Below are 20,560 nucleotides of genomic sequence, written 5' to 3' on the forward strand. Positions count from 1 at the left end.
TATTTTTAATAATTTCCTTACATCTAAAATGAACGTTCTAAATCAACCCTTTTCAACCCCTTTCAATACAGCTCCATTTTCTAAGATATCTAATAAAGATTTCCTCCCTGCATTTAAGATTGCAATAGAAAAAGCTAAAAAAGAAATAAATTCAATTACGTCAAATTTAGAAGCTCCTTCATTTAAAAATACCATAGAAGCCTTAGAATATTCAGGTCAAGAATTAGATAGAATATCGAGCATCTTTTTTAACCTAAATTCTGCTGAAACTAATGACGAGATTCAAAAAATAGCACAAGAAGTATCTCCTTTATTATCTGAATTTGGGAATGATATCACTTTAAACGAAGATTTATTTAAACGCATAAAAACAGTTTACGATTCTAAACCAAAAAATTTAACCGAAGAACAAAAAACACTACTTGATAAACGTTACAAGAGTTTTTCTAGAAATGGCGCTAATCTTACTGATGATAAAAAAGAGCAATTACGCGCTATTGATAAAGAGTTAAGCCAATTAAAATTAAAATTTGGTGAAAATGTGTTAGCAGAAACTAATAAGTTTGAAATGCTAATTACAAATGAAAATGATTTATCTGGTTTGCCTGATGGCGCAAAGGAAGCTGCAAAACAATTAGCAGAAAGCAAAGATAAAGAGGGCTGGATGATAACGCTTGATTATCCTAGTTACATCCCTTTTATGACGTATGCTAATAATCGTGAGATACGACAAAAACTATCATTAGCATTTGGCAGTAAAGCCTTTAAAAATGATGAATTAGATAATCAAGACATCGTTATTAAAATTGCAAACCTTCGTTTTAAACGCGCACAATTATTAGGTTATAAAACACATGCGCATTTTGTATTGGAAGAACGAATGGCTAAAACCCCTGAAAAGGTTGAAAATTTCTTAAATGAATTGCTAGAAAAAGCAAAACCAGCAGCAGAAAAAGAATTTTCGAAGCTAGAGGGTTTTGCCAAAGATTTAGATAAAATTGATAGACTTGAGAAATGGGATTCAAGTTATTATGCAGAAAAATTAAAACAAAAACTTTTTGATTTAGACGATGAACAACTTAAACCCTATTTTAAACTAGAAAATGTGATTAATGGTGCATTTACAGTAGCCAATAAACTCTTCGATTTAAGATTTGAGGAAATTAAAGATAAGAATGCTATAGATTATATTGATAAATATCATGACGATGTGTTAACTTATAAAGTAACTGACAGTAATGATAATTTAGTATCCATTTTTTACGCAGATTTTTTCCCAAGACCAGGAAAACGTAATGGGGCGTGGATGACCTCTTTTAAACCTCAATATATTCAAAATGGTAAAGAAGAGCGACCACATGTATCTATTGTGTGTAATTTCACTAAACCTACAAAAAGCAAACCGTCGCTCCTAACCTTTAACGAAGTTACGACTTTATTTCACGAGTTTGGTCATGCACTTCATGGTATGCTCGCCAACACGACTTATCCTAGTCTATCAGGAACAAGCGTCTATTGGGACTTTGTCGAATTACCAAGTCAAGTAATGGAAAATTGGTGTTACGAAAAAGAAGCTTTAGAATTGTTTGCAAAACACTACGAGACCAATGAAGTGATTCCGATGAATTTAGTGAACAAAATTAAGGAATCTGCAACCTTTCATGAAGGCATGCAAACGCTTCGTCAGATAAGTTTTGGATTACTAGATATGAGTTGGCATGGACTAGACCCAACAGGAATTTCTGATGTGAAAGCACAAGAAATAAAGGCATTTGGTGACACACTATTATATCCCGATGTAGCAGAAAACTGTATGAGTACAGCTTTTGCACATATTTTTCAAGGAGGCTATTCTTCTGGATATTATAGCTACAAGTGGGCTGAAGTGTTGGATGCTGATGCTTTTGAATACTTTAAAGAAGAAGGTGTTTTCGATAAAACAGTTGCCAATAAATTTAAAGACCACGTATTGTCCCAAGGAGGCACTGAAGATCCAATGGTATTGTACAAACGTTTTCGTGGTCAAGAACCAAAACCTGAAGCTTTGTTGAGGCGTGCTGGGTTGTTGAAATAAGTCAATCTGTTTATTCGTTAATTTGGAGTATGAGATTACTTAAAATCATTGGTCATATTCTATTTGTCGTCTTATTAACTATACTAACACAGGTTGGTGGTTTAATTTGGTTAATCACAATTATAACATCATCAAAGATAAAAAAGAAAAAACGATTAGTTTTTCCTTTACTCTACTTAACTTTTAATATTTTAATAATCCCTCCAATTGCTAAATTATTTGGACGCGAAAGACTTCCAGTTTTTAGTGAAAACGTAAAACCAAGAAATTGGGTTTATCCTCTATTATTTAGAAATTATGTAAATCCAAACTTAAAAAATTTATTATTTGAAGATTCCAGTAAAAATGAAATAAATATTACATATCTAGATGCCAATTTTCCTTTTATTAATGGTTTCCCTCTATTACCTCACCTTAGCCACAACGATGGAAAAAAGATTGACATATCTTTTATGTATTTAGACAAAGAAGGAAAACCAACTAATAAAAAACCTTCGGTCTCTGGGTACGGTTTCTTTTCTAATTCTGAAGATAATTATTCAAATTCTACTTGTCTTGAAAAAGGATATTGGCAATATGATTACCCTAAATATCTAACTTTTGGGACTATTAATGAGCTTGCTCTTGACGAAAAGGTTACAAAAAAACTAATTCAAAATCTCATTGCTTCTCCTATAACTCAAAAGATATTTATTGAACCTCACCTAAAGCAGTCATTAGGTTTATCTAACGAATCAAAAATTAGATTTCATGGTTGTGGAGCGGTTAGACATGATGATCATATTCATTTACAAATAAAATAAACTTTCAATAATTATTGAAAGTTTAAAAATTATTGTATATTTGCCTTATGGAATATCAAGAAGCAAAAGATAAATTTATTGGCACTTGGGGAAGTTTAGGCTCACTTTGGGGCATAAATAAGGCCATGGCACAGATTCAAGCACTCCTTTTTATTTCTACAAAACCCTTATCAATGGAAGATATTATGGAGCAACTTAAAATTTCTCGTGGTAATACAAGTATGAATTTAAGACAGCTTATTGATTGGGGAATTGTAACCAAAGAACTCATTCCAGGAGAGCGAAAAGAGTTTTTCACAACCGAAAAAGATGTACAAGAACTAACTAGAATTATTGCGAAAGAACGTAGCCGAAGAGAAATTCAACCAGTCATAAAAGTACTTAACGATGTGTCTTCAATCAAAGATGATGGTACTGAAAAAACTCAAGAGCTAATTAAACAAACGAAAGCATTGCATGACTTAACCTTTAATGCAGATTCTATGTTAAACAAATTAGTAACTCAAAAACAAAACTGGTTGACAAAGTCAATCATTAAACTCTTAAACTAAAAAAATTTAAACTATACTTTCAATTTTTTCTGAAAGTTTAAAATACATAAAATGAAAATACTATACATTCTAAACAAAGCAATATTAATAATAACTGCAATATTATATCTTACACTGTTTCTAGGGCTTTATTCACAAATTGTTTTAGGTTTAATGCAAGTGTTTACTTCAATTATACTTTTGTTCTATTGGAAAAAAATTAAACAACAATTAAGAATAAAACTATATAAATACTGGATAATCATATCTATATATGGATTATTATGGCTTATTGATTGGAATGCTTCTATTGAATTATATGTATTTGTTTTTGGAGTTATAGCAATTCCTTTATGCATTGCAGTCTACTTTTTATCTATTCTAAACAAAATATATAAGACACAATGAAAACAATAATTATAGCAGGTGGAAGTGGTTTTTTAGGACAAGTTCTTGAAGACTACTTTACACAAAAAGGTTACAAGCTTATAATTTTAACTAGAAAGCCTAAAAAAGAAAATGACATTTATTGGAATGGAAACGATTTAGGTGAATGGACAATTGCCATAGAGAATTCAGATGTATTGATTAACCTTACAGGAAAATCCGTTGATTGTAGATATAATGAGAAAAACAAGAAACGTATTTATGATTCTAGAATCAACTCAACGAATATTTTAGGTTTGGCAATTAATCTTTGTGAGAATCCGCCAAAACTTTGGATGAATGCATCCACTGCTACTATTTACCGTGATTCTTATGACCAAGAAATGAATGAAGATAATGGCGAAATAGGAGATGATTTTTCAATGAACATTGCCAAATCATGGGAAAATGCCTTCTACTCTATTACCAATCCAAAGACTCGAAAGATTGCATTGCGAACTGCTATCGTACTTGGAAAGAACGGAGGTGCTTTTAAACCTCTAAAAACTCTAACAAAATTAGGATTGGGAGGAAAACAAGGACACGGAAAGCAAAAAGTAAGTTGGATTCATGAGTTGGACTTTGCTAGAGCAGTTGAGTTTCTAATTAATAATAAAAACTTAAACGGCAACTTTAATGTATGCGTTCCAAAACCTACAAACAATAAGACCTTAATGAAAAGCTTACAGAAATCATTAGGAATACCATTTGGAATTCCTCAACCAAAAGCATTATTAAAATTTGGAGCAAAAGTAATTGGAACAGAAACCGAATTAATCTTAAAAAGTAGAAATGTAATTCCAGAACGATTATTAAATCAAGGCTTTACGTTTAAATTCGAAAATATTAATCTTGCAACAAAAAACTTAATATCATGAGCTTTCTAACTGCAAAATGGGAAAATCTTATAATGGCTAATTATGTCATAAATTCAGAAATACTAAAGCCACATATACCTTCTGGTACTCAACTTGATTTTTTTGAAGGGAACTGCTACATAAGTTTAGTCGGTTTTATGTTTAAAAACACTAAGGTCTTGGGTATTAAAATGCCATATCATATCAACTTTGAAAAAGTCAATCTTCGATTTTATGTGAAGAGAAATGATAAACGCGGTGTCGTTTTTATTAAAGAAATAGTACCCAAACCTTTAATAACTTTTATTGCTAACTCATTATATAATGAGCATTATCAAACTTGTAAAATGAAACATGATGAAGATAACACTAACAATCATTATAGTTATCATTGGAAAATTAAAGAAAAATGGCAGTCTCTTTCAGTAAAGACAAAACAAAATACTATTCCAATAATTGAAAACTCTGAAGCTGAATTTATAGCAGAACATTACTATGGTTACACCAAAGGCAAGCACAAAACTTTTGAGTATGAGGTTAAGCACCCAAAGTGGAAGCAAAAGGAGATTATTAATTATGATATTAATGTTAATTTCGCAGCAAATTATGGTTCAGAATTTAGAATGTTAAATCAATTAATGCCAAAATCAGTGTTTTTAGCAACAGGTTCTGACATTTCAGTTGAAAACAAGCGTATCATAAATCCTATCTATACATAATAATCCTAAACTTATTATAAAAACAGTACAAGTCCACTTTTTATCCTATTTTTGAAAGAGTAAAAAATTAACAGCAATCTATGTCAGGTCACAAAATAAATCCCAATATGTGGATAGATTTGTATTCAGATTATCTTTTTAATTACACTATTACACGTGTAAGAGACAGAGAGACTGCTCAAGATTTAGTACAAGAAACTTTTTTTGCAGGTTTAAAATCCATGAAAAACTTTAAAGGTGAAGCAAGTGAACGTACTTGGTTAATCTCTATTTTAAAGCGAAAAATAATTGACCATTATAGAAAAATAAATTCTAATAAAGGCAAGGCCGAAGTTAGAATGAATTTAAATTTTGATGGCGAGAATGAAGGTGATTGGATAGAACAACGTGTAGCTGACCCTTATGATAAAACTGCAGAAAATAATTTAGAAAACACCGAGCTTGGTTTGGCTATTCATAATTGCATAAGTAAATTACCAACAAAACAAGCTGAAGTTTTTAAAATGAAAACATTATTAGGTTACGAGACAGAAACTATTTGTAATGAATTGGGTATCACGGCGTCTAATCTTTGGGTAATAATACATAGAGCCAGAACAGCTTTGGCATCTTGTATGGAAAAAAATTGGTTTTAATATAGAATAATGAGTAAAGGTTTTAAATTATTTGTTTCATGCGATAAAGCAGCTCATACTTGTGACAAAACACAGTATAATGAGGCTTCACTGTGGGATAAAATCAAGCTTAATATTCATCTTATTTATTGTAAAGCTTGTAGAAAATATTCTGCCAACAATGCTAAGCTTACCGAGCTTACACGTAAACCTGAAGTAGATTGCCTTAAGCATTGTGAAAAAGAAAAACTTGAAACTAATTTTCAAAAAGAATTAAAGAGTCATCAATAATTAGCCGTTACTAAAATTGCCCATAGTATAGGAATACCTTCTACCCAAAATCCACTAAAATACTTCTTTTGATTAATATTACTAAGCACTAAAGACGCTAATAACAACACACATATTACTCCTAAAATAATTGTCTTTTTTATCCAAAATTCGTCTTTAAAAAACTCTAAAAAAAAAATAAGCATGATCAACAAAACTCCAATTGTTTTGGTTCTTGAAATACCTATACGTTGAGGAATTGTTGACAGTTTTAAACTATCATATCTCATATCTCGAATTTCAAAAGGCAATATAGCGATAATAACATATAAATAACGTTGAATTGCCTCGACTAAAACATCATTATCTAGACTATAATTTTCATTTAGTAGTGGAATAATTACAGTAACACACATCCAAACAAAAGCTATCACATAGATTTTTAAACCACTTATTGCTCTTAAATTACCAGCTTCCATAAATATTTTTTTAGGAAGAAACGGAATTGCATATAAAAATGTAATAATGCCTAAAGCTCCGAAATAAATTATAGTTTGTCCTTTTAGTTTGAAGGTAAAATATACCAAACCTAAAAAACACAAAAACGAAAATATTTGAATATACTTTAACCAACTCGCTAAACTTCTATGATGGAATTTTGCTAACCCAAAATACTTCACGAAATTGTAACCAGTAACAGTAGCAAAAAAAATAAAATATATAAAATCTAAATTGACTCCAACATTAAAATTTAATAATGTCACCCAAACCAATCCGCATACAGCCAATGCAACATGAATACTACTATTAATGTAAAAATCAAAAAGCCTTTTTAACACTTGCATAATACAAATTTAGTTAAACTGTTAATAATGACTTAAAATGGTTAAAAACTTTCATTATTAGTATATTAAAACCGCATTTATTTCCTTAGTTTTGTTCATCAAAAATCAACCTTTTAGTATGAATATAGATTCGTTTGCACTACGCCACATTGGACCTAGAACTAGTGACCATGAGGCAATGCTCAATACCATTGGAGCATCTTCAATAGACCAACTTATTACTGAAACCATTCCAGATAACATCAGATTACAGCAACCGCTTAATTTGAATGCTGCTATGAGTGAGCAAGAGTACTTGCAACATATACATGATTTAGCTTCAAAAAACAAAGTATATAAATCATACATCGGATTGGGTTACTATCCTTCTAATTTACCTGCAGTTATTCAGCGAAATATTTTAGAAAATCCAGGTTGGTATACAGCTTACACACCTTACCAAGCCGAAATTGCTCAAGGTCGTTTAGAAGCTCTTTTAAATTTCCAAACCATGGTGACTGACCTAACTGGTATGGAAATAGCTAACGCCTCATTGCTAGATGAAAGTACTGCAGCTGCTGAAGCTATGGCTTTACTCTTTGCTGTAAGAGAACGTCAACAAAAGAAAGACAATATTGTTAAGCTTTTTGTTGATGAACAAATTTTACCGCAAACATTATCACTTTTACAAACAAGATCTAATCCTTTAGGTATAGAATTGGTAGTTGGCAATTCAAATAGTTTTGATTTTTCATCAGATTATTTCGCAGCTATTGTTCAATATCCAGGAAAAGACGGACAAATAAATGATATTGCATCATTCATATCAAAAGCAAATGCAGCTGATATTAAAGTAGCAGTAGCTGCCGATATTTTAAGTTTAGTAAAACTTGAAGCTCCTGGAAAGTTTGGAGCTGATGTTGTCGTTGGAACCACACAACGCTTTGGAATCCCAATGGGTTATGGAGGTCCTCATGCAGCTTATTTTGCAACTAAAGAAGAATATAAAAGAAATATACCAGGACGAATTATAGGTGTTACCAAAGATACCAATGGAAATCGCGCATTAAGAATGGCTTTACAAACTCGTGAGCAACATATTAAGCGTGATAAAGCAACCTCAAACATCTGTACTGCTCAAGTATTATTAGCAGTTATGGCTGGAATGTACGCTGTGTATCATGGCCCAAAAGGATTAGAATATATTGCTAACAAAGTACACAATGCAGCTTCTAATTTGGATAATGCATTACAAGGTTTAGGCTTTGCACAAGAAAATTCAGCATATTTTGACACTTTAAAAGTAAAAGCTAATGCTGATAAAGTAAAAGCTATCGCAGAAACTAAAGGTGTTAATTTTTATTATCCTGATGCTGATACTGTGACTATTTCGTTGAATGAAACAACGACTCTTTCAGACGTAAATACAATTATTTCAATTTTTGCAGAAGTTGCAGGTAAAACTCCTGAAAAGTTAACTTCAATTACATCTTCAAATAATATTTTAGAGGCTGCAAAAAGAACATCAGAATTTTTAGAAAACGAAGTGTTTAATACGTACCATTCTGAAACTGATTTAATGCGCTATATAAAATCATTGGAACGTAAAGATCTATCTTTAAACCATTCCATGATTTCTTTAGGCTCATGTACAATGAAGCTTAATGCCGCAGCTGAAATGCTACCATTAAGTTGGTCTAATTGGGGAAATATTCATCCATTTGCACCATTAAATCAAGTGGAAGGTTATTTGACAGTTCTTAAGAAACTAGAAGATCAACTAACAGAAATTACAGGATTTTCTGACACATCTTTACAACCAAATTCTGGTGCTCAAGGTGAATATGCTGGACTAATGGTAATAAAGGCATACCACGAATCTCGTGGTGATCATCATAGAAATATTTGCTTAATTCCATCATCAGCACACGGAACAAATCCTGCAAGTGCAGTTATGGCTGGAATGAAGGTTGTAGTTACTAAATCTACAGAAGAAGGTAATATTGATGTTGACGATTTAAGAGAAAAAGCCGAATTACATAAAGATAATTTGTCAGCTTTAATGGTAACATACCCATCTACTCACGGTGTTTATGAATCTGCAATTAAAGAAATTACTCAAATTATCCATGATAATGGTGGACAAGTCTATATGGATGGTGCCAACATGAATGCTCAAGTAGGATTGACTAATCCTGGAAATATTGGTGCAGATGTTTGTCATTTAAACTTGCACAAGACTTTTGCTATTCCTCATGGTGGTGGTGGTCCAGGTGTTGGACCAATTTGCGTTGCTAAACAATTAGTACCATTTTTACCAGGAAATCCAATAGTGAATGTAGGAGGAGAAAAAGGTATAACAGCTATTTCTGCAGCACCTTATGGCTCTGCTCTAGCATGTTTAATTTCTTATGGTTATATCTGTATGCTAGGTGCCGAAGGTCTTACTCAGTCTACTAAAATTGCCATTTTAAATGCAAACTATTTAAAGCAGCGTTTAGAAGGCCATTTCGATACTTTATATTCAGGTGAAAGAGGTCGTGCTGCTCACGAAATGATTGTAGACTGTAGAGCTTTTAAAGCACATGGTATTGAAGTTGTAGATATTGCGAAACGTTTAATGGATTATGGTTTCCACGCACCAACAGTATCTTTCCCTGTAGCTGGAACCTTAATGATTGAACCAACCGAAAGTGAAAATAAAGCAGAAATAGATCGTTTTTGTGATGCCATGATTTCTATTAGAAAAGAAATTGAATTAGCAGACAAGGATAATCCAAATAATGTGCTTAAAAATGCACCACATACAATGACTATGTTAACTGCTGACACTTGGGATTTACCATATAGCAGAACTGAAGCTGCATTCCCTCTGGATTATGTATACGAGAACAAGTTTTGGCCAAGCGTAAGACGTGTGGATGATGCTTTTGGAGATAGAAATTTAATTTGTACATGTGCACCAATTGAAGACTTCATAGAAGCTTAATTTGTGCTTTGAACATCGTAAAAGAAAGGAAAACATTTTTTGCCTTTAATTTTTTGCTGTTATATTTATTACATTAGCAAAAATTAAAGGCAACTTTTTATTATATGAATATTAAGATTACAGGTACAGGAAGTTACATTCCAAGCCGAATTGAAACGAACGAAGATTTTTATCAACATGAATTTTTAAATGCAGATGGTTCTCCAATAAACAATACAAATGAAGTTATTGTTGAAAAGTTTAAAGCTATTACTGGAATTGATGAAAGACGCTATATTAAAGATCAATTAAACAATTCTGATATAGCTACTTATGCCGCCGAAAAAGCTATAGCTGATGCTCAAATTGACCCTGAAGAACTAGACTATATTATTGTTGCTCATAATTACGGAGATATAAAACATAATACTGATCAAAGTGATACAGTACCTAGTATTGCATCACGTGTAAAGCATCTTCTTGGAATTAAAAACCCCAAATGTGTTGGCTATGACATTCTTTTTGGTTGTCCAGGTTGGGTTGAAGGTGTTATACAAGCGCAGGCATTCATTAAAGCTGGAATGGCAAAAAAGTGCTTAGTAATTGGATCTGAAACATTATCTAGAGTTGTAGATAAGCATGATAGAGATTCGATGATTTATTCTGATGGAGCAGCTGCAACGGTTATTGAAACCACCAATGAAGAAGGAGGCATTCTAGCACATGACACTGCTACCTATACTTACGATGAAGCTCATTTTATCTATTTTGGAGAAACTAATAATCAAGAGGTTACGGACAAACGTCGATACATTAAAATGTATGGACGAAAAATCTATGAATTTGCCTTGAACAATGTTCCTCAAGCAATGAAATCTTGCCTTGAGCAATCTGGAATTCCAATTGGTGAGGTTAAAAAAATATTGATTCACCAAGCTAATGAAAAAATGGATGAAGCTATTGTAAAGCGTTTTTACAAACTACACAATATGGATATGCCAGAAGGCATTATGCCAATGACAATTAATAAACTAGGCAATTCTAGTGTTGCGACTGTACCAACATTATATGATATGATTCTAAAAGGTAAATTAAAAGGCCACAACATAAATAAAGGTGATACTATTTTGTTTGCAAGTGTTGGAGCCGGAATGAATATTAATGCTATAGTATACAAGGTCTAAAATGTACGAAGGTAAATTTCCACATAAGCGTTATAAACTCACATTCCAATTTTTACAAAAGCACATTTCTACAACGTCTTCAATTTTAGATTTAGGTGTAGAAAACCCATTTACCCAAGTCATGAAAGAACATGGCTACAAGGTAGAGAATACTAAAGGTGAAGATATAGACATTGACACTTCAAATATTGAAAAATCTAATGCAGAAGTAGTTACTGCCTTTGAAATTTTTGAGCATTTATTATCTCCATTCACTGTTTTAAAAAGTATTAAAGCTGATAAACTTGTAGCTAGTATACCTCTTAATCTTTGGTTTTCTTCAGCTTACAGAAGTAAAACTGACAAATGGGATAGACATTATCATGAATTTGAAGATTGGCAGTTTGATTGGCTACTCGAAAAAGCTGGTTGGAAAATTATTGACAGGAAGAAATGGACCAATCCCACTAAAAGAATTGGATTTAGACCAATTTTAAGATGGTTTACACCTCGCTATTACATTGTTTATGCTGAAAGAATCTAATGGATTTTTATATTATTATACCAGCACATAACGAAGAAGACACCATTGGTCTTACTTTAGAATCACTTGTAAAACAAACATTACTACCAAAACGTATTGTTGTAGTTAATGACAACTCTTCAGATAATACACCTCAAGTCATATCAAAATATGTCAAAAAGTATAATTGGATTTCATCTGAAAATATTTCTACATCAAATGAACATATCCCAGGAGCAAAAATAATTAATGCCTTTTACAAAGGCTTAGAATCTCTTGATGATAATTTCGACATTATTTGCAAGTATGACGCAGATATTATTTTTCCGAATAACTATATAGATTCCATAGCAAAATTGTTTAAAAACGATCCTAAAATTGGAATCGCAAGCGGAATTCCTTTTATAAAAAAAAATAATACATGGGTATTTGAAACTATTGCTTCTAAAAACCATGTGAGAGGTCCAATAAAATCTTATCGAAAGGAATGCTTTAATGAAATTGGTGGCTTAAAAAAATCTGTTGGCTGGGACTCCATAGATGTTTTACTGGCTCAATATTATGGCTGGAAAATTCAAACAGACAAAAACTTACATGTTAAGCATCTAAAACCAACTGGAAAAACATATGGTAAAAACACGAAACACCTAAGAGGTGAGGCTTTATACAAAATGCGTTTTGGATTTTTACTAATGGTAATTGCCACTCTTAAAAGTGCCTTTAACAAAAAACAAGTTTCATATTTTTCCAATTCAATTATTGGATACTTTAAAGCAAAAAAAGAAAACCAACCTTTCCTTGTTAACGAAGAACAAGGCAAATTTATCAGACAATTACATTGGAATAATATTCGAAAAAAAATATTTTAAAATATTTGCAAATATTATTTTCAAGATTATATTTGCTGCCTGTAACGCCGATGTAGCTCAGCTGGCTAGAGCAGCTGATTTGTAATCAGCAGGTCGTGGGTTCGAGTCCCTCCATCGGCTCAAAAAAGACACTCTTTAAAAAGTGTCTTTTTTAATTTTAATTAGTTTAGAAACGGTTGACGACCAAAACACCTTTGTTTTCAAATTTGTTCATCTTTGGTAGAGCAGCCGCTGCTTCTTCTAAAGTAATGGTTTTTTCTATGAGTTTTTCTGGATGCAATTTACCTTCAATTATCATTTTTAACATTTCTGGATATTTATGCGCTTGCATACCATGACTGCCTATAATCTCGAGTTCGTCTGCTAGAATTCTATCCATCGGAATTTTTAAATGTTTGTGATTTCCTGTCATCAATCCAACTTGAAGATGTTTGCCTCTTTTCTTCAATGATGCAATTGAATTAAGACAAGTAATTTCACTTCCTAAAGCATCCATTGAGACGTGAGCGCCTCCTTTAGAGATATCTTTTATGGCTTCTACAACATTACTATTCATAGCATTAACAATGTATTGGGCTCCTAGTTGCTTCGCTAACGCTAAGGTTTCATTATTAATATCAATTGCTGTGACTTGAGCACCAAGTGCATTGGCAATCATAATCGCAGACAACCCAACGCCTCCACATCCATGAATGGCTACATGTTGTCCCTTTGATACTTTCCCTTGGGCTACAATGGCTCTAAAGGCTGTGATAAATCGGCAGCCTAATGTTGCAGCAGTCACATCGTTTATTTCCTCTGGAAGTTTTACCAAATTAGTATCTGCATAATCTAAAGCCACATACTCAGCAAACGAACCATGATGCGTAAAACCAGCCTGAGATTGGTGATCACATACTTGCTGATTTCCAGATTTGCATTCTCCACAATTACCACAACCAGCTACAAATGGTATGGTGACTCTATCTCCTATTTTAAAATTCTTGATATCTTTCCCAACTTCAACGATGATTCCAACTAATTCATGTCCAGGAACATGAGGTAACACGATATCTTGATCGTGTCCCATCCAACCATGCCAATCACTCCTACATAACCCAGTTGCATTTACTTTAACAACGACACCATCATTTTTTGGTGTTGGATCGTTGATGTTTTGAATGGTAATTGGACCTTGGAATGCTTCAAAAACAGCTGCTCTCATAGTTTACAATGATAGAACAACTAAGGTAATAAAGTTTAGTAGTTTAACAAGGTATTAATTTTGGCTTTTACTTTTTCTGTAGAAGGAATCATGGTCTGTTCCAACGTAGAATTTAAAGGAATTGCTGGCATGTTCTCGCTACCAATGGTCATTACTGGAGCATCTAAATATTGAAAACATTGTTCTTGAATTTTTCCAGCCAAGGCGAGTGCAAAACTATTGTTACTAGGTTCTTCAGTGACCACTAAACATTTTCCAGTTTTCTTAACAGACCTCATAATTGCATCTTCATCTAGTGGAAATAAAGTACGTAAATCAATAATTTCAATTTGGTCTCTCATATCTAATTCACCAGACGCATTATAAGCCCAATGCACACCCATTCCGTAAGTAACAATAGTAAGCGTCTCCACATCTTCTTGTTTCCAAATTTCTTGTAAGACCCAAGCTTTTCCAAGAGGCAATACATAATCTTCAGAAGGTTCAACTGACGTCGCAGTTAAGGTTCCTGGAACTTTTGACCAATACAAGCCTTTGTGCTCTAAAATCACTACTGGATTTGGATCGTAATAGGCTGCTTTCATCAAACCTTTTAAATCGGCTCCATTACTCGGATACACGATTTTGATGCCTCGTATGTTGGTAATAACACTTTCAACAGAACTTGAATGATAAGGTCCTCCACTTCCATAAGCACCAATTGGCACACGTAGAACCATACTCACTGGCCACTTGCCATTAGAGAGGTAGCAACTTCTGCTCACTTCTGTGAATAATTGATTGAGTCCAGGCCAAATATAATCGGCAAACTGAACCTCAACAATGGGCTTCAATCCAACTGCACTAATTCCAACAGTTGAACCGACAATAAAGGCTTCTTGAATTGGTGTATTAAATACTCTGTCATCGCCAAATTTTTGTGCTAAAGTTGCTGCTTCACGAAACACACCTCCAAGTCTTCCACCTACATCTTGTCCATAGAGCAAACATTCTTTGTGCTTTTTCATGATCTCTTCAACTGCAAATAGAGCACAATCTACCATGACTACTTTTCCTGCGCCTTCAGGAGCACGAATTCCAACTTCTACTGTAATAGGTGTTGGCACAAAATCGTGAGTAAATAAATCTTCTGGTTTTGGATCTTCGGCTTGTAAGGCTTTTTCAAAATCAGATTGCACTTTTGCTTTTGCAGAATTTTCAATGGTTTGGATTTCTTTATCAGAACATCCATTATCTAATAATTGTTGCTTTAGAACTGGATACGGATCACGTGAACGCGCTTCCTCTAAATCGTCACGATACCATTCCATACGGACTCCAGAAGTATGATGATTCAACAACGGAACTTTAGCATGAACTAAAAATGGTCTGCGTTCTTCACGAATTATTTTAATAACCTTTTCAATAGCTTCATAACTTTCAATAAAGTTGGCTCCATCAATGGAAATCGCATCTAATCCTTTAAATCCTTTGGCATATTCAAACGCATTTTGAGCTCTGGTTTCAGCTTCATTTGCCGAGATATCCCAGCCATTATCTTGCACCAGATACAATATTGGCATTTGTTTTAAGGCAGCCATTTGGAAGGCTTCTGCTATTTCGCCTTCGGTTACTGAAGCATCACCTAATGAGCAGACTGTAATTGGTTTTTGATAAGTGTCGACTTTTGTCGACGTTACTGGGTTTTTTAAGCCTTGCTTTTCGAGGTATTGCATTCCCATAGCTACTCCTGTTGCTGGAATGGCTTGCATTCCTGTAGCTGAAGATTGATGAGGGATTTTAGGTTTATCATCATCTTTTAAACTTGGGTGACAATAATAGGTTCGTCCACCTGAAAAAGGATCTTCGCGTTTCGCCATTAACTGCAACATCAAATCGTAAGGTTCTAATCCGAACGACAACAACATCGCGTCATCTCTATAATAAGGAAATGCATAATCTTGTGGTAATAATTGTAAACCTAAAGCAATCTGGATAGCTTCATGACCTCTGGAAGTTGCATGCACGTATTTTGAAACCTGCTTGAAATTGGCTTCGTACAATTCGGTCATAGCCTTTGCAGTACAAAGCGTTGAAAATGCTTTTTTAAGTGTTTCTTTATTCATTAAACCAACTCTTTTTCAATTTTAACCATCCAGTTAAAAGTATCCTCAATTTTACCTGTTTTAATTCCGTTTAATATGTTATTTACTTCCAATCCTACAGGACTTTCATCAGAAACGTGAATGATCTCATCTTTTAAACCAATGTCTTGAATATAGGCAATACCAACCGCTGTTCCAGTACCAAAAGCCTCTTCTAAGATTCCTTTTTTGGAAGCTTCTTTAATTTCGTCAATTGAAATTGGTCGTTCAATAACTTCATAGCCTTTATGCTTCAACAAATCAATAACACTCATTCTGGTGATACCATCTAAGATGGCTCCATCACGTTTAGGTGTTACAAATTTTCCGTCAATTTTGAAGAAGATATTCATGGTACCAACTTCTTGAATATATTTATGCTCTATGGCATCAAGCCATAACACTTGATCAAAACCTTTTGCTTTCGCCAATTCTGTTGGACGAATCGCAGCTGCATAATTTCCTGCAGCCTTAGCTTCTCCTGTTCCACCTTCTGCTGCACGAATGTATTTAGTTTCGGCATATAGTTTTATTCTTTTGGTAAAGAATGGTCCCGATGGTGAGGCAATAATGATAAATTTAAAACTTGTGGCTGCTCGCATCCCAATAAAAGGTTCATCTGCATACATAAAAGGCCTTAAATATAAAGCGCTTCCTTCTTGTGGTGGAATCCATGCTTGCTCAACAGCAACCAATTGCTTTAACCCTTCCACAAACAAATCTTCTGGAAAGTGTGGCATTCCCATTCTGGTTGCGCTTGAGTTTAATCTTTCTGCATTCTTTTTTGGCCTGAACAACATTGGAGTTTTTTCAGTATCTAAAGTTGCTTTCATACCTTCAAAAATGGCTTGACCATAATGCAAAGCCATCGCTGCTGGATGAGTCAGAATTAGGTGCAATGGCTCAACTCTTGGGTTAGTCCATTGCCCATTCTGGTAATCACATATAAACATATGATCTGTAAAAATTCTACCTAAAGGGATATTATCAAAGTCCAAATTCTCAACTTTTGATTTTTCCACTCTTTTTATTGAAATGTTATGCTTCATAATATTTATGTTTCTATTGTAGATTCCACATCGCACTTCGACTTCACTCAGTGTGAAACTGCGGAATTACAAAAGCTTTTTATATTTTTCTATTTATATCAAATTGTTCTAAATAATCTGCCACGCGACGTACAAAACTCCCTCCTAAATAACCGTCAACTACTCTATGGTCAAACGATAATGATAAGTACATCATGCTCCTAATAGCTATTTCGTCTCCTTTTTCGGTTTCTATAACTTCTGGTCTCTTTTTAATAATTCCCATTGCCAATATGGCTACTTCAGGTTGATTGATGATTGGTGTTCCCATGACACTTCCAAAGGTTCCAACATTAGAAATGGTAAATGTGCTTCCTTTAATATCTTCAGGATCTAACTTATTATTTCTTGCTTTTACTGATAATTTATTAACATCAGAAGCCAGATCTTTTAAACTTTTTTTGTCTGCATCTTTAACCACTGGGACAATTAAATTTCCGCTTGGTAATGCTGTAGCCATTCCTATATTTATATGCTCTTTGACAATGATATTTTCACCATCAACAGACACATTTATCATTGGGAAATCTTTAACTGCTTTTGCTACAGCCTCAACAAATAAAGGTGTGAATGTTAACTTGCAATTATATTTTTCCTGGAAGACCATTTTATTTGAATTTCGCCATTGAACCAAATTTGTTAAATCGGCTTCAACATATGCAGTAACATGTGGTGAAGTATGTTTTGAATATACCATACGATCTGCAATCATTTGGCGCATTCTATCCATTTTCACAATCTTTCCAGTGCCTTTATCTAGCTTTGGCTGAGGAATGCGATATGCAGTTGGATCTTGTGTGACACTAGGTTGCACAAACTTATATGGTCTTCCATCTTTTATATATTGAAAGACATCGCTTTTTCGCAATCGTCCATCATTCCCAGTGGCCTGAATTCGGGCCAATTCCTCAAAACTTATATGATGTTCTTTGGCTATTGAAATAATTAATGGCGAAAAGAAGGTATTATTATTTTGAGCTGCAGTGGCTAATTGTTTTGGTTTCTTAGCTACCGATTTAGGTATTTGTTTCTCAACTTTTGATTCTACTTTCTTATCAGATGGCTTAGTTAGTGTTGCTTTTCCATCTGTTTTAATGATAGCAATGGTATCACCAATTTTTATAACCTCATTGGCTTTGAATAAAATCTCTTCAATGACACCTGATACTGTTGATGGTACTTCAGAATCAACTTTATCTGTAGCGACCTCTAAAAGCATTTCATCTTGTTCGATGGTATCACCAACATTTTTGAACCAAGTTATAATGGCTGCTTCAGTAATACTTTCTCCCAGTTTGGGCATTTTAAATTCGTACATTCCTGCGTAGGCAGGAATCTGTTTATTGGTTTCCAAATCTTTCCGTTTTATTGCTTAAATTCCAATTCATACTTAAATCTATCCAACTTGGATTCATTTCTTCAATTAATTTAATTTTCCAGTCTCTTTTCCATTTCTTGAACTGCCTTTCCCTTACAAGTGCTTCTTTATCATTTTCATATTCTTCAAAATAAACTAGTTCATCACAGTTGTATTTTGCGGTAAATGATTCTGGTCTAATTCTTAATTTATGCTCTTTAACTCTTTCCTCAATATTATCAGTCACACCAATATAAATTACTCCATTTGGCTTATTTGCCATAATATATACATACCATAAATTCATTCTTCTTTATTCTGAGATCCCTGCTTTCGCAGGAAGTTTATGAACTAATGTTTGTTAGTTTGTTCTTTTTCTATCATTGTTAAAGCTAGGCAACTATTAATAAAAATTCTTTTGCTTAATTCTAATTTGCTTTCTCATTTTTTATTCTGAGATTCCTGCTTTCGCAGGAAATGTTCTCTAAGCGTGTCATAAACACCTTCTTGTATTTTCATGTTCTCAGGAATCTCACGCAAGGGCTCAACTTCTTTTAGACTTTCATGACATTCCTTTGGCAATTGCTGATACAATGTTGTGCCTTTAGTTTTCCAATCTATCATTTCATCTGTCACTTGTTTCACCACTTTTGCTGGATTGCCAACTACTAAACTTCGCTTCGGAATAATGGTTTCTGCTTTTACAAACGCCATTGCTCCAACAATACATTCGTCACCAATTACGGCATCATCCATAATCACAGTATTCATTCCAACCAATACATTTCTACCAATATTAGCTCCATGAATAATGGCTCCATGGCCTATATGAGCACTTTCTTTTAGCGTGATAGACTTACCAGGAAACATATGTACTGTGCAATTTTCTTGAACGTTTACTCCATCTTCTAGAATGATTTGTCCCCAATCTCCGCGAATGGCGGCTCCAGGACCTATGTAACAGTTTTTCCCGATGATGACATTTCCAGTCACTGCAGCCAAAGGATGCACAAAACTACTTTCGTGAACTACTGGTATGTATCCTTTGAAACTGTAAATCATTTATACTTTTTTAATGTTTCTTTTGTAAAATCACTTAATACTAATCGGCCACTAATTTTTGCTCGTTGAATTAGTAATTGATCCCAGTCTTCAGTGCCTCTCCAAAACATAGTTTTCATTTCGCTCATGGCTTTTGGGTTGTAACTGCAAAGGTTTTTGGCAAAAGTATTAACAGCCTCATCTAATTCTTCAACTGTTTGATAAACTTGTGTAAAAAGTCCTTTTTGTTGTGCCCATTCAGCTGAATAAAATGTGTTGGCATCTATGGCAATTTGAGACATTGCACTCAACCCAAGTTTTCTTTGTACTGCTGGACCAACTACGAAAGGTCCAATACCAACATTCAATTCACTTAATTTTATAGCAGCAAACTTTGTTGCCATACAATAGTCAGTTGCAGAAGCCAAACCTACTCCTCCTCCAACAGTTTTACCTTGAATACGTCCAACTATAAACTTTGGGCATTTTCGCATGGCGTTAATCACATTAGCAAAACCAGAGAAAAAAGCTTTTCCCATTTCTTCATTACTAATATCTACAAGCTCTTCAAAACTAGCTCCAGCACAAAAGGTTCTATCTCCACCACTTTTTAGAACAATAACTCTAATGCCTTCATCTTCACCAGCTTTAGTAATGGTTCTTGCCAATTCTGTAAGCAAATTTGATGGCAATGAATTATGTGAAGGATGGAAAAACTCTATATATCCAACCTTATTTTTAATGTATTGTTTTACGTATGGTTCCATGTTTACTTTCCGCGAATGCGGAAATCTTTTTATTGTTAAACTTTATTTTAATTTTTTATACAAATCCTTCCAATAAGGATTTGTTTTTTCAATTAATTCAACTTTCCAAGCCCTATTCCATTTCTTCATCTGCTTTTCTCTTAATTCAGATTCAATTTCGTTATTATATTCTTCAAAATAAACAAGCTTATCTAAATTATATCTTGCTGAAAATGTGTTTGGATGTGCTTTAGTTTTATGTTGATATATTCTTGTTTTTAATCTTTTTGTACTTCCTATATATAAAACTCCATTTGGTTTATTCGTTACTATATATACATAATACTTCAATTTGTTTGTT

21 protein-coding genes and 1 tRNA gene are annotated in these 20,560 nt (G+C 33.5%); 13 read left to right on the plus strand and 9 right to left on the minus strand.

The genetic code is table 11. The features are described from left to right. The first annotated feature begins 28 nt into the window (after positions 1 to 28). The 8 genes from ABGB03_RS11320 (at position 29) to ABGB03_RS11355 (ending at position 6,314) form a co-directional block, all read left to right on the plus strand. Entirely contained in the window at positions 29 to 2,074 is a 2,046-nt protein-coding gene (locus tag ABGB03_RS11320) for a M3 family metallopeptidase (RefSeq protein ID WP_347922645.1), read from the plus strand. A gap of 29 nt (positions 2,075 to 2,103) precedes the next feature. Next, positions 2,104 to 2,877, plus strand: a complete 774-nt coding sequence (locus tag ABGB03_RS11325; protein WP_347922646.1) for a hypothetical protein — start codon at positions 2,104 to 2,106, stop codon at positions 2,875 to 2,877. 47 nt (positions 2,878 to 2,924) lie between these two features. Beyond that, the gene (locus tag ABGB03_RS11330) at positions 2,925 to 3,428 is read left to right on the plus strand and encodes a MarR family transcriptional regulator (protein ID WP_347922647.1); all 504 of its coding nucleotides are present in this window, start codon (positions 2,925 to 2,927) and stop codon (positions 3,426 to 3,428) included. A gap of 51 nt (positions 3,429 to 3,479) precedes the next feature. Beyond that, positions 3,480 to 3,815, plus strand: coding sequence for a hypothetical protein (locus ABGB03_RS11335; protein WP_347922648.1), 336 nt, complete (start codon positions 3,480 to 3,482; stop codon positions 3,813 to 3,815). After that, positions 3,812 to 4,711, plus strand: a complete 900-nt coding sequence (locus tag ABGB03_RS11340) for a TIGR01777 family oxidoreductase (RefSeq protein WP_347922650.1) — start codon at positions 3,812 to 3,814, stop codon at positions 4,709 to 4,711. Before ABGB03_RS11335 ends, ABGB03_RS11340 begins: the two co-directional genes overlap by 4 nt. Further along, positions 4,708 to 5,409: a DUF2071 domain-containing protein gene (locus ABGB03_RS11345; RefSeq protein ID WP_347922652.1), complete on the plus strand. Its 702-nt coding sequence runs from the start codon at positions 4,708 to 4,710 to the stop codon at positions 5,407 to 5,409. Before ABGB03_RS11340 ends, ABGB03_RS11345 begins: the two co-directional genes overlap by 4 nt. Before the next feature lie 80 nt (positions 5,410 to 5,489). After that, entirely contained in the window at positions 5,490 to 6,044 is a 555-nt protein-coding gene (locus tag ABGB03_RS11350; RefSeq protein WP_347922654.1) for a sigma-70 family RNA polymerase sigma factor, read from the plus strand. A gap of 9 nt (positions 6,045 to 6,053) precedes the next feature. Further along, entirely contained in the window at positions 6,054 to 6,314 is a 261-nt protein-coding gene (locus tag ABGB03_RS11355) for a hypothetical protein (RefSeq protein ID WP_347922656.1), read from the plus strand. Here the strand turns inward: ABGB03_RS11355 and ABGB03_RS11360 are convergent. Beyond that, positions 6,308 to 7,138: a hypothetical protein gene (locus ABGB03_RS11360; protein ID WP_347922658.1), complete on the minus strand. Its 831-nt coding sequence runs from the start codon at positions 7,136 to 7,138 to the stop codon at positions 6,308 to 6,310. The two genes, ABGB03_RS11355 and ABGB03_RS11360, sit on opposite strands and share 7 nt — an antisense overlap. 118 nt (positions 7,139 to 7,256) lie before the next feature. On the opposite strand from ABGB03_RS11360, the gene gcvP reads away from it, so the two are divergent. The 5 genes from gcvP (at position 7,257) to ABGB03_RS11385 (ending at position 12,760) form a co-directional block, all read left to right on the plus strand. Beyond that, on the plus strand, positions 7,257 to 10,106 hold the full coding sequence (gcvP, locus tag ABGB03_RS11365) for an aminomethyl-transferring glycine dehydrogenase (protein ID WP_347922660.1): 2,850 nt from the start codon (positions 7,257 to 7,259) through the stop codon (positions 10,104 to 10,106). Between the two features lie 104 nt (positions 10,107 to 10,210). Next, complete coding sequence (locus tag ABGB03_RS11370; protein WP_347922661.1) at positions 10,211 to 11,269, plus strand: ketoacyl-ACP synthase III; 1,059 nt, start codon at positions 10,211 to 10,213, stop codon at positions 11,267 to 11,269. 1 nt (position 11,270) lies between these two features. Continuing rightward, positions 11,271 to 11,792: a methyltransferase gene (locus ABGB03_RS11375; protein WP_347922663.1), complete on the plus strand. Its 522-nt coding sequence runs from the start codon at positions 11,271 to 11,273 to the stop codon at positions 11,790 to 11,792. Beyond that, a complete protein-coding gene (locus tag ABGB03_RS11380; protein ID WP_347922665.1) occupies positions 11,792 to 12,640 on the plus strand; it encodes a glycosyltransferase in 849 nt (282 codons plus the stop codon). Before ABGB03_RS11375 ends, ABGB03_RS11380 begins: the two co-directional genes overlap by 1 nt. Positions 12,641 to 12,686: 46 nt before the next feature. Then, positions 12,687 to 12,760, plus strand: a tRNA-Thr gene (locus tag ABGB03_RS11385). A gap of 46 nt (positions 12,761 to 12,806) precedes the next feature. Here ABGB03_RS11385 and ABGB03_RS11390 read toward each other — a convergent pair. The 8 genes from ABGB03_RS11390 to ABGB03_RS11425 form a co-directional block, all read right to left on the minus strand. Further along, the gene (locus ABGB03_RS11390; RefSeq protein ID WP_347922667.1) at positions 12,807 to 13,844 is read right to left on the minus strand and encodes a zinc-dependent alcohol dehydrogenase family protein; all 1,038 of its coding nucleotides are present in this window, start codon (positions 13,842 to 13,844) and stop codon (positions 12,807 to 12,809) included. Between the two features lie 35 nt (positions 13,845 to 13,879). Next, positions 13,880 to 15,949 (minus strand): thiamine pyrophosphate-dependent enzyme, encoded by a 2,070-nt coding sequence (locus tag ABGB03_RS11395; protein WP_347922669.1) that lies wholly within the window; start codon positions 15,947 to 15,949, stop codon positions 13,880 to 13,882. Then, complete coding sequence (locus ABGB03_RS11400) at positions 15,949 to 17,016, minus strand: branched-chain amino acid aminotransferase (RefSeq protein WP_347922670.1); 1,068 nt, start codon at positions 17,014 to 17,016, stop codon at positions 15,949 to 15,951. Before ABGB03_RS11400 ends, ABGB03_RS11395 begins: the two co-directional genes overlap by 1 nt. A gap of 79 nt (positions 17,017 to 17,095) precedes the next feature. Continuing rightward, positions 17,096 to 18,373, minus strand: a complete 1,278-nt coding sequence (locus ABGB03_RS11405; RefSeq protein ID WP_347926417.1) for a dihydrolipoamide acetyltransferase family protein — start codon at positions 18,371 to 18,373, stop codon at positions 17,096 to 17,098. A gap of 22 nt (positions 18,374 to 18,395) precedes the next feature. Then, positions 18,396 to 18,719 (minus strand): GIY-YIG nuclease family protein, encoded by a 324-nt coding sequence (locus tag ABGB03_RS11410; protein ID WP_347922671.1) that lies wholly within the window; start codon positions 18,717 to 18,719, stop codon positions 18,396 to 18,398. Between the two features lie 134 nt (positions 18,720 to 18,853). Next, positions 18,854 to 19,474, minus strand: a complete 621-nt coding sequence (locus tag ABGB03_RS11415) for a transferase hexapeptide repeat family protein (protein WP_347922673.1) — start codon at positions 19,472 to 19,474, stop codon at positions 18,854 to 18,856. Continuing rightward, positions 19,471 to 20,220 carry an enoyl-CoA hydratase/isomerase family protein gene (locus tag ABGB03_RS11420; protein ID WP_347922675.1) on the minus strand — a complete coding sequence of 250 codons (750 nt, stop codon included), beginning with the start codon at positions 20,218 to 20,220 and terminating at the stop codon, positions 19,471 to 19,473. Before ABGB03_RS11420 ends, ABGB03_RS11415 begins: the two co-directional genes overlap by 4 nt. A 42-nt stretch (positions 20,221 to 20,262) precedes the next feature. Further along, entirely contained in the window at positions 20,263 to 20,550 is a 288-nt protein-coding gene (locus ABGB03_RS11425) for a GIY-YIG nuclease family protein (RefSeq protein WP_347922677.1), read from the minus strand. Positions 20,551 to 20,560: the final 10 nt, after the last annotated feature.

This window comes from Pontimicrobium sp. SW4, from assembly GCF_039954625.1.
Taxonomy (GTDB): domain Bacteria; phylum Bacteroidota; class Bacteroidia; order Flavobacteriales; family Flavobacteriaceae; genus Pontimicrobium.

Coding starts and splice junctions, on each gene's coding strand:
- ABGB03_RS11360 (WP_347922658.1), bottom strand. CDS start 7,138: ATGCAAGTGTTAAAAAGGCTTTTTGATTTTTACATTAATAGTAGTATT.
- ABGB03_RS11405 (WP_347926417.1), bottom strand. CDS start 18,373: ATGTACGAATTTAAAATGCCCAAACTGGGAGAAAGTATTACTGAAGCA.
- ABGB03_RS11325 (WP_347922646.1), top strand. CDS start 2,104: ATGAGATTACTTAAAATCATTGGTCATATTCTATTTGTCGTCTTATTA.
- ABGB03_RS11400 (WP_347922670.1), bottom strand. CDS start 17,016: ATGAAGCATAACATTTCAATAAAAAGAGTGGAAAAATCAAAAGTTGAG.
- gcvP (WP_347922660.1), top strand. CDS start 7,257: ATGAATATAGATTCGTTTGCACTACGCCACATTGGACCTAGAACTAGT.
- ABGB03_RS11335 (WP_347922648.1), top strand. CDS start 3,480: ATGAAAATACTATACATTCTAAACAAAGCAATATTAATAATAACTGCA.
- ABGB03_RS11420 (WP_347922675.1), bottom strand. CDS start 20,220: ATGGAACCATACGTAAAACAATACATTAAAAATAAGGTTGGATATATA.
- ABGB03_RS11350 (WP_347922654.1), top strand. CDS start 5,490: ATGTCAGGTCACAAAATAAATCCCAATATGTGGATAGATTTGTATTCA.
- ABGB03_RS11320 (WP_347922645.1), top strand. CDS start 29: ATGAACGTTCTAAATCAACCCTTTTCAACCCCTTTCAATACAGCTCCA.
- ABGB03_RS11390 (WP_347922667.1), bottom strand. CDS start 13,844: ATGAGAGCAGCTGTTTTTGAAGCATTCCAAGGTCCAATTACCATTCAA.
- ABGB03_RS11340 (WP_347922650.1), top strand. CDS start 3,812: ATGAAAACAATAATTATAGCAGGTGGAAGTGGTTTTTTAGGACAAGTT.
- ABGB03_RS11355 (WP_347922656.1), top strand. CDS start 6,054: ATGAGTAAAGGTTTTAAATTATTTGTTTCATGCGATAAAGCAGCTCAT.
- ABGB03_RS11370 (WP_347922661.1), top strand. CDS start 10,211: ATGAATATTAAGATTACAGGTACAGGAAGTTACATTCCAAGCCGAATT.
- ABGB03_RS11380 (WP_347922665.1), top strand. CDS start 11,792: ATGGATTTTTATATTATTATACCAGCACATAACGAAGAAGACACCATT.
- ABGB03_RS11375 (WP_347922663.1), top strand. CDS start 11,271: ATGTACGAAGGTAAATTTCCACATAAGCGTTATAAACTCACATTCCAA.
- ABGB03_RS11345 (WP_347922652.1), top strand. CDS start 4,708: ATGAGCTTTCTAACTGCAAAATGGGAAAATCTTATAATGGCTAATTAT.
- ABGB03_RS11395 (WP_347922669.1), bottom strand. CDS start 15,949: ATGAATAAAGAAACACTTAAAAAAGCATTTTCAACGCTTTGTACTGCA.
- ABGB03_RS11330 (WP_347922647.1), top strand. CDS start 2,925: ATGGAATATCAAGAAGCAAAAGATAAATTTATTGGCACTTGGGGAAGT.
- ABGB03_RS11410 (WP_347922671.1), bottom strand. CDS start 18,719: ATGAATTTATGGTATGTATATATTATGGCAAATAAGCCAAATGGAGTA.
- ABGB03_RS11415 (WP_347922673.1), bottom strand. CDS start 19,474: ATGATTTACAGTTTCAAAGGATACATACCAGTAGTTCACGAAAGTAGT.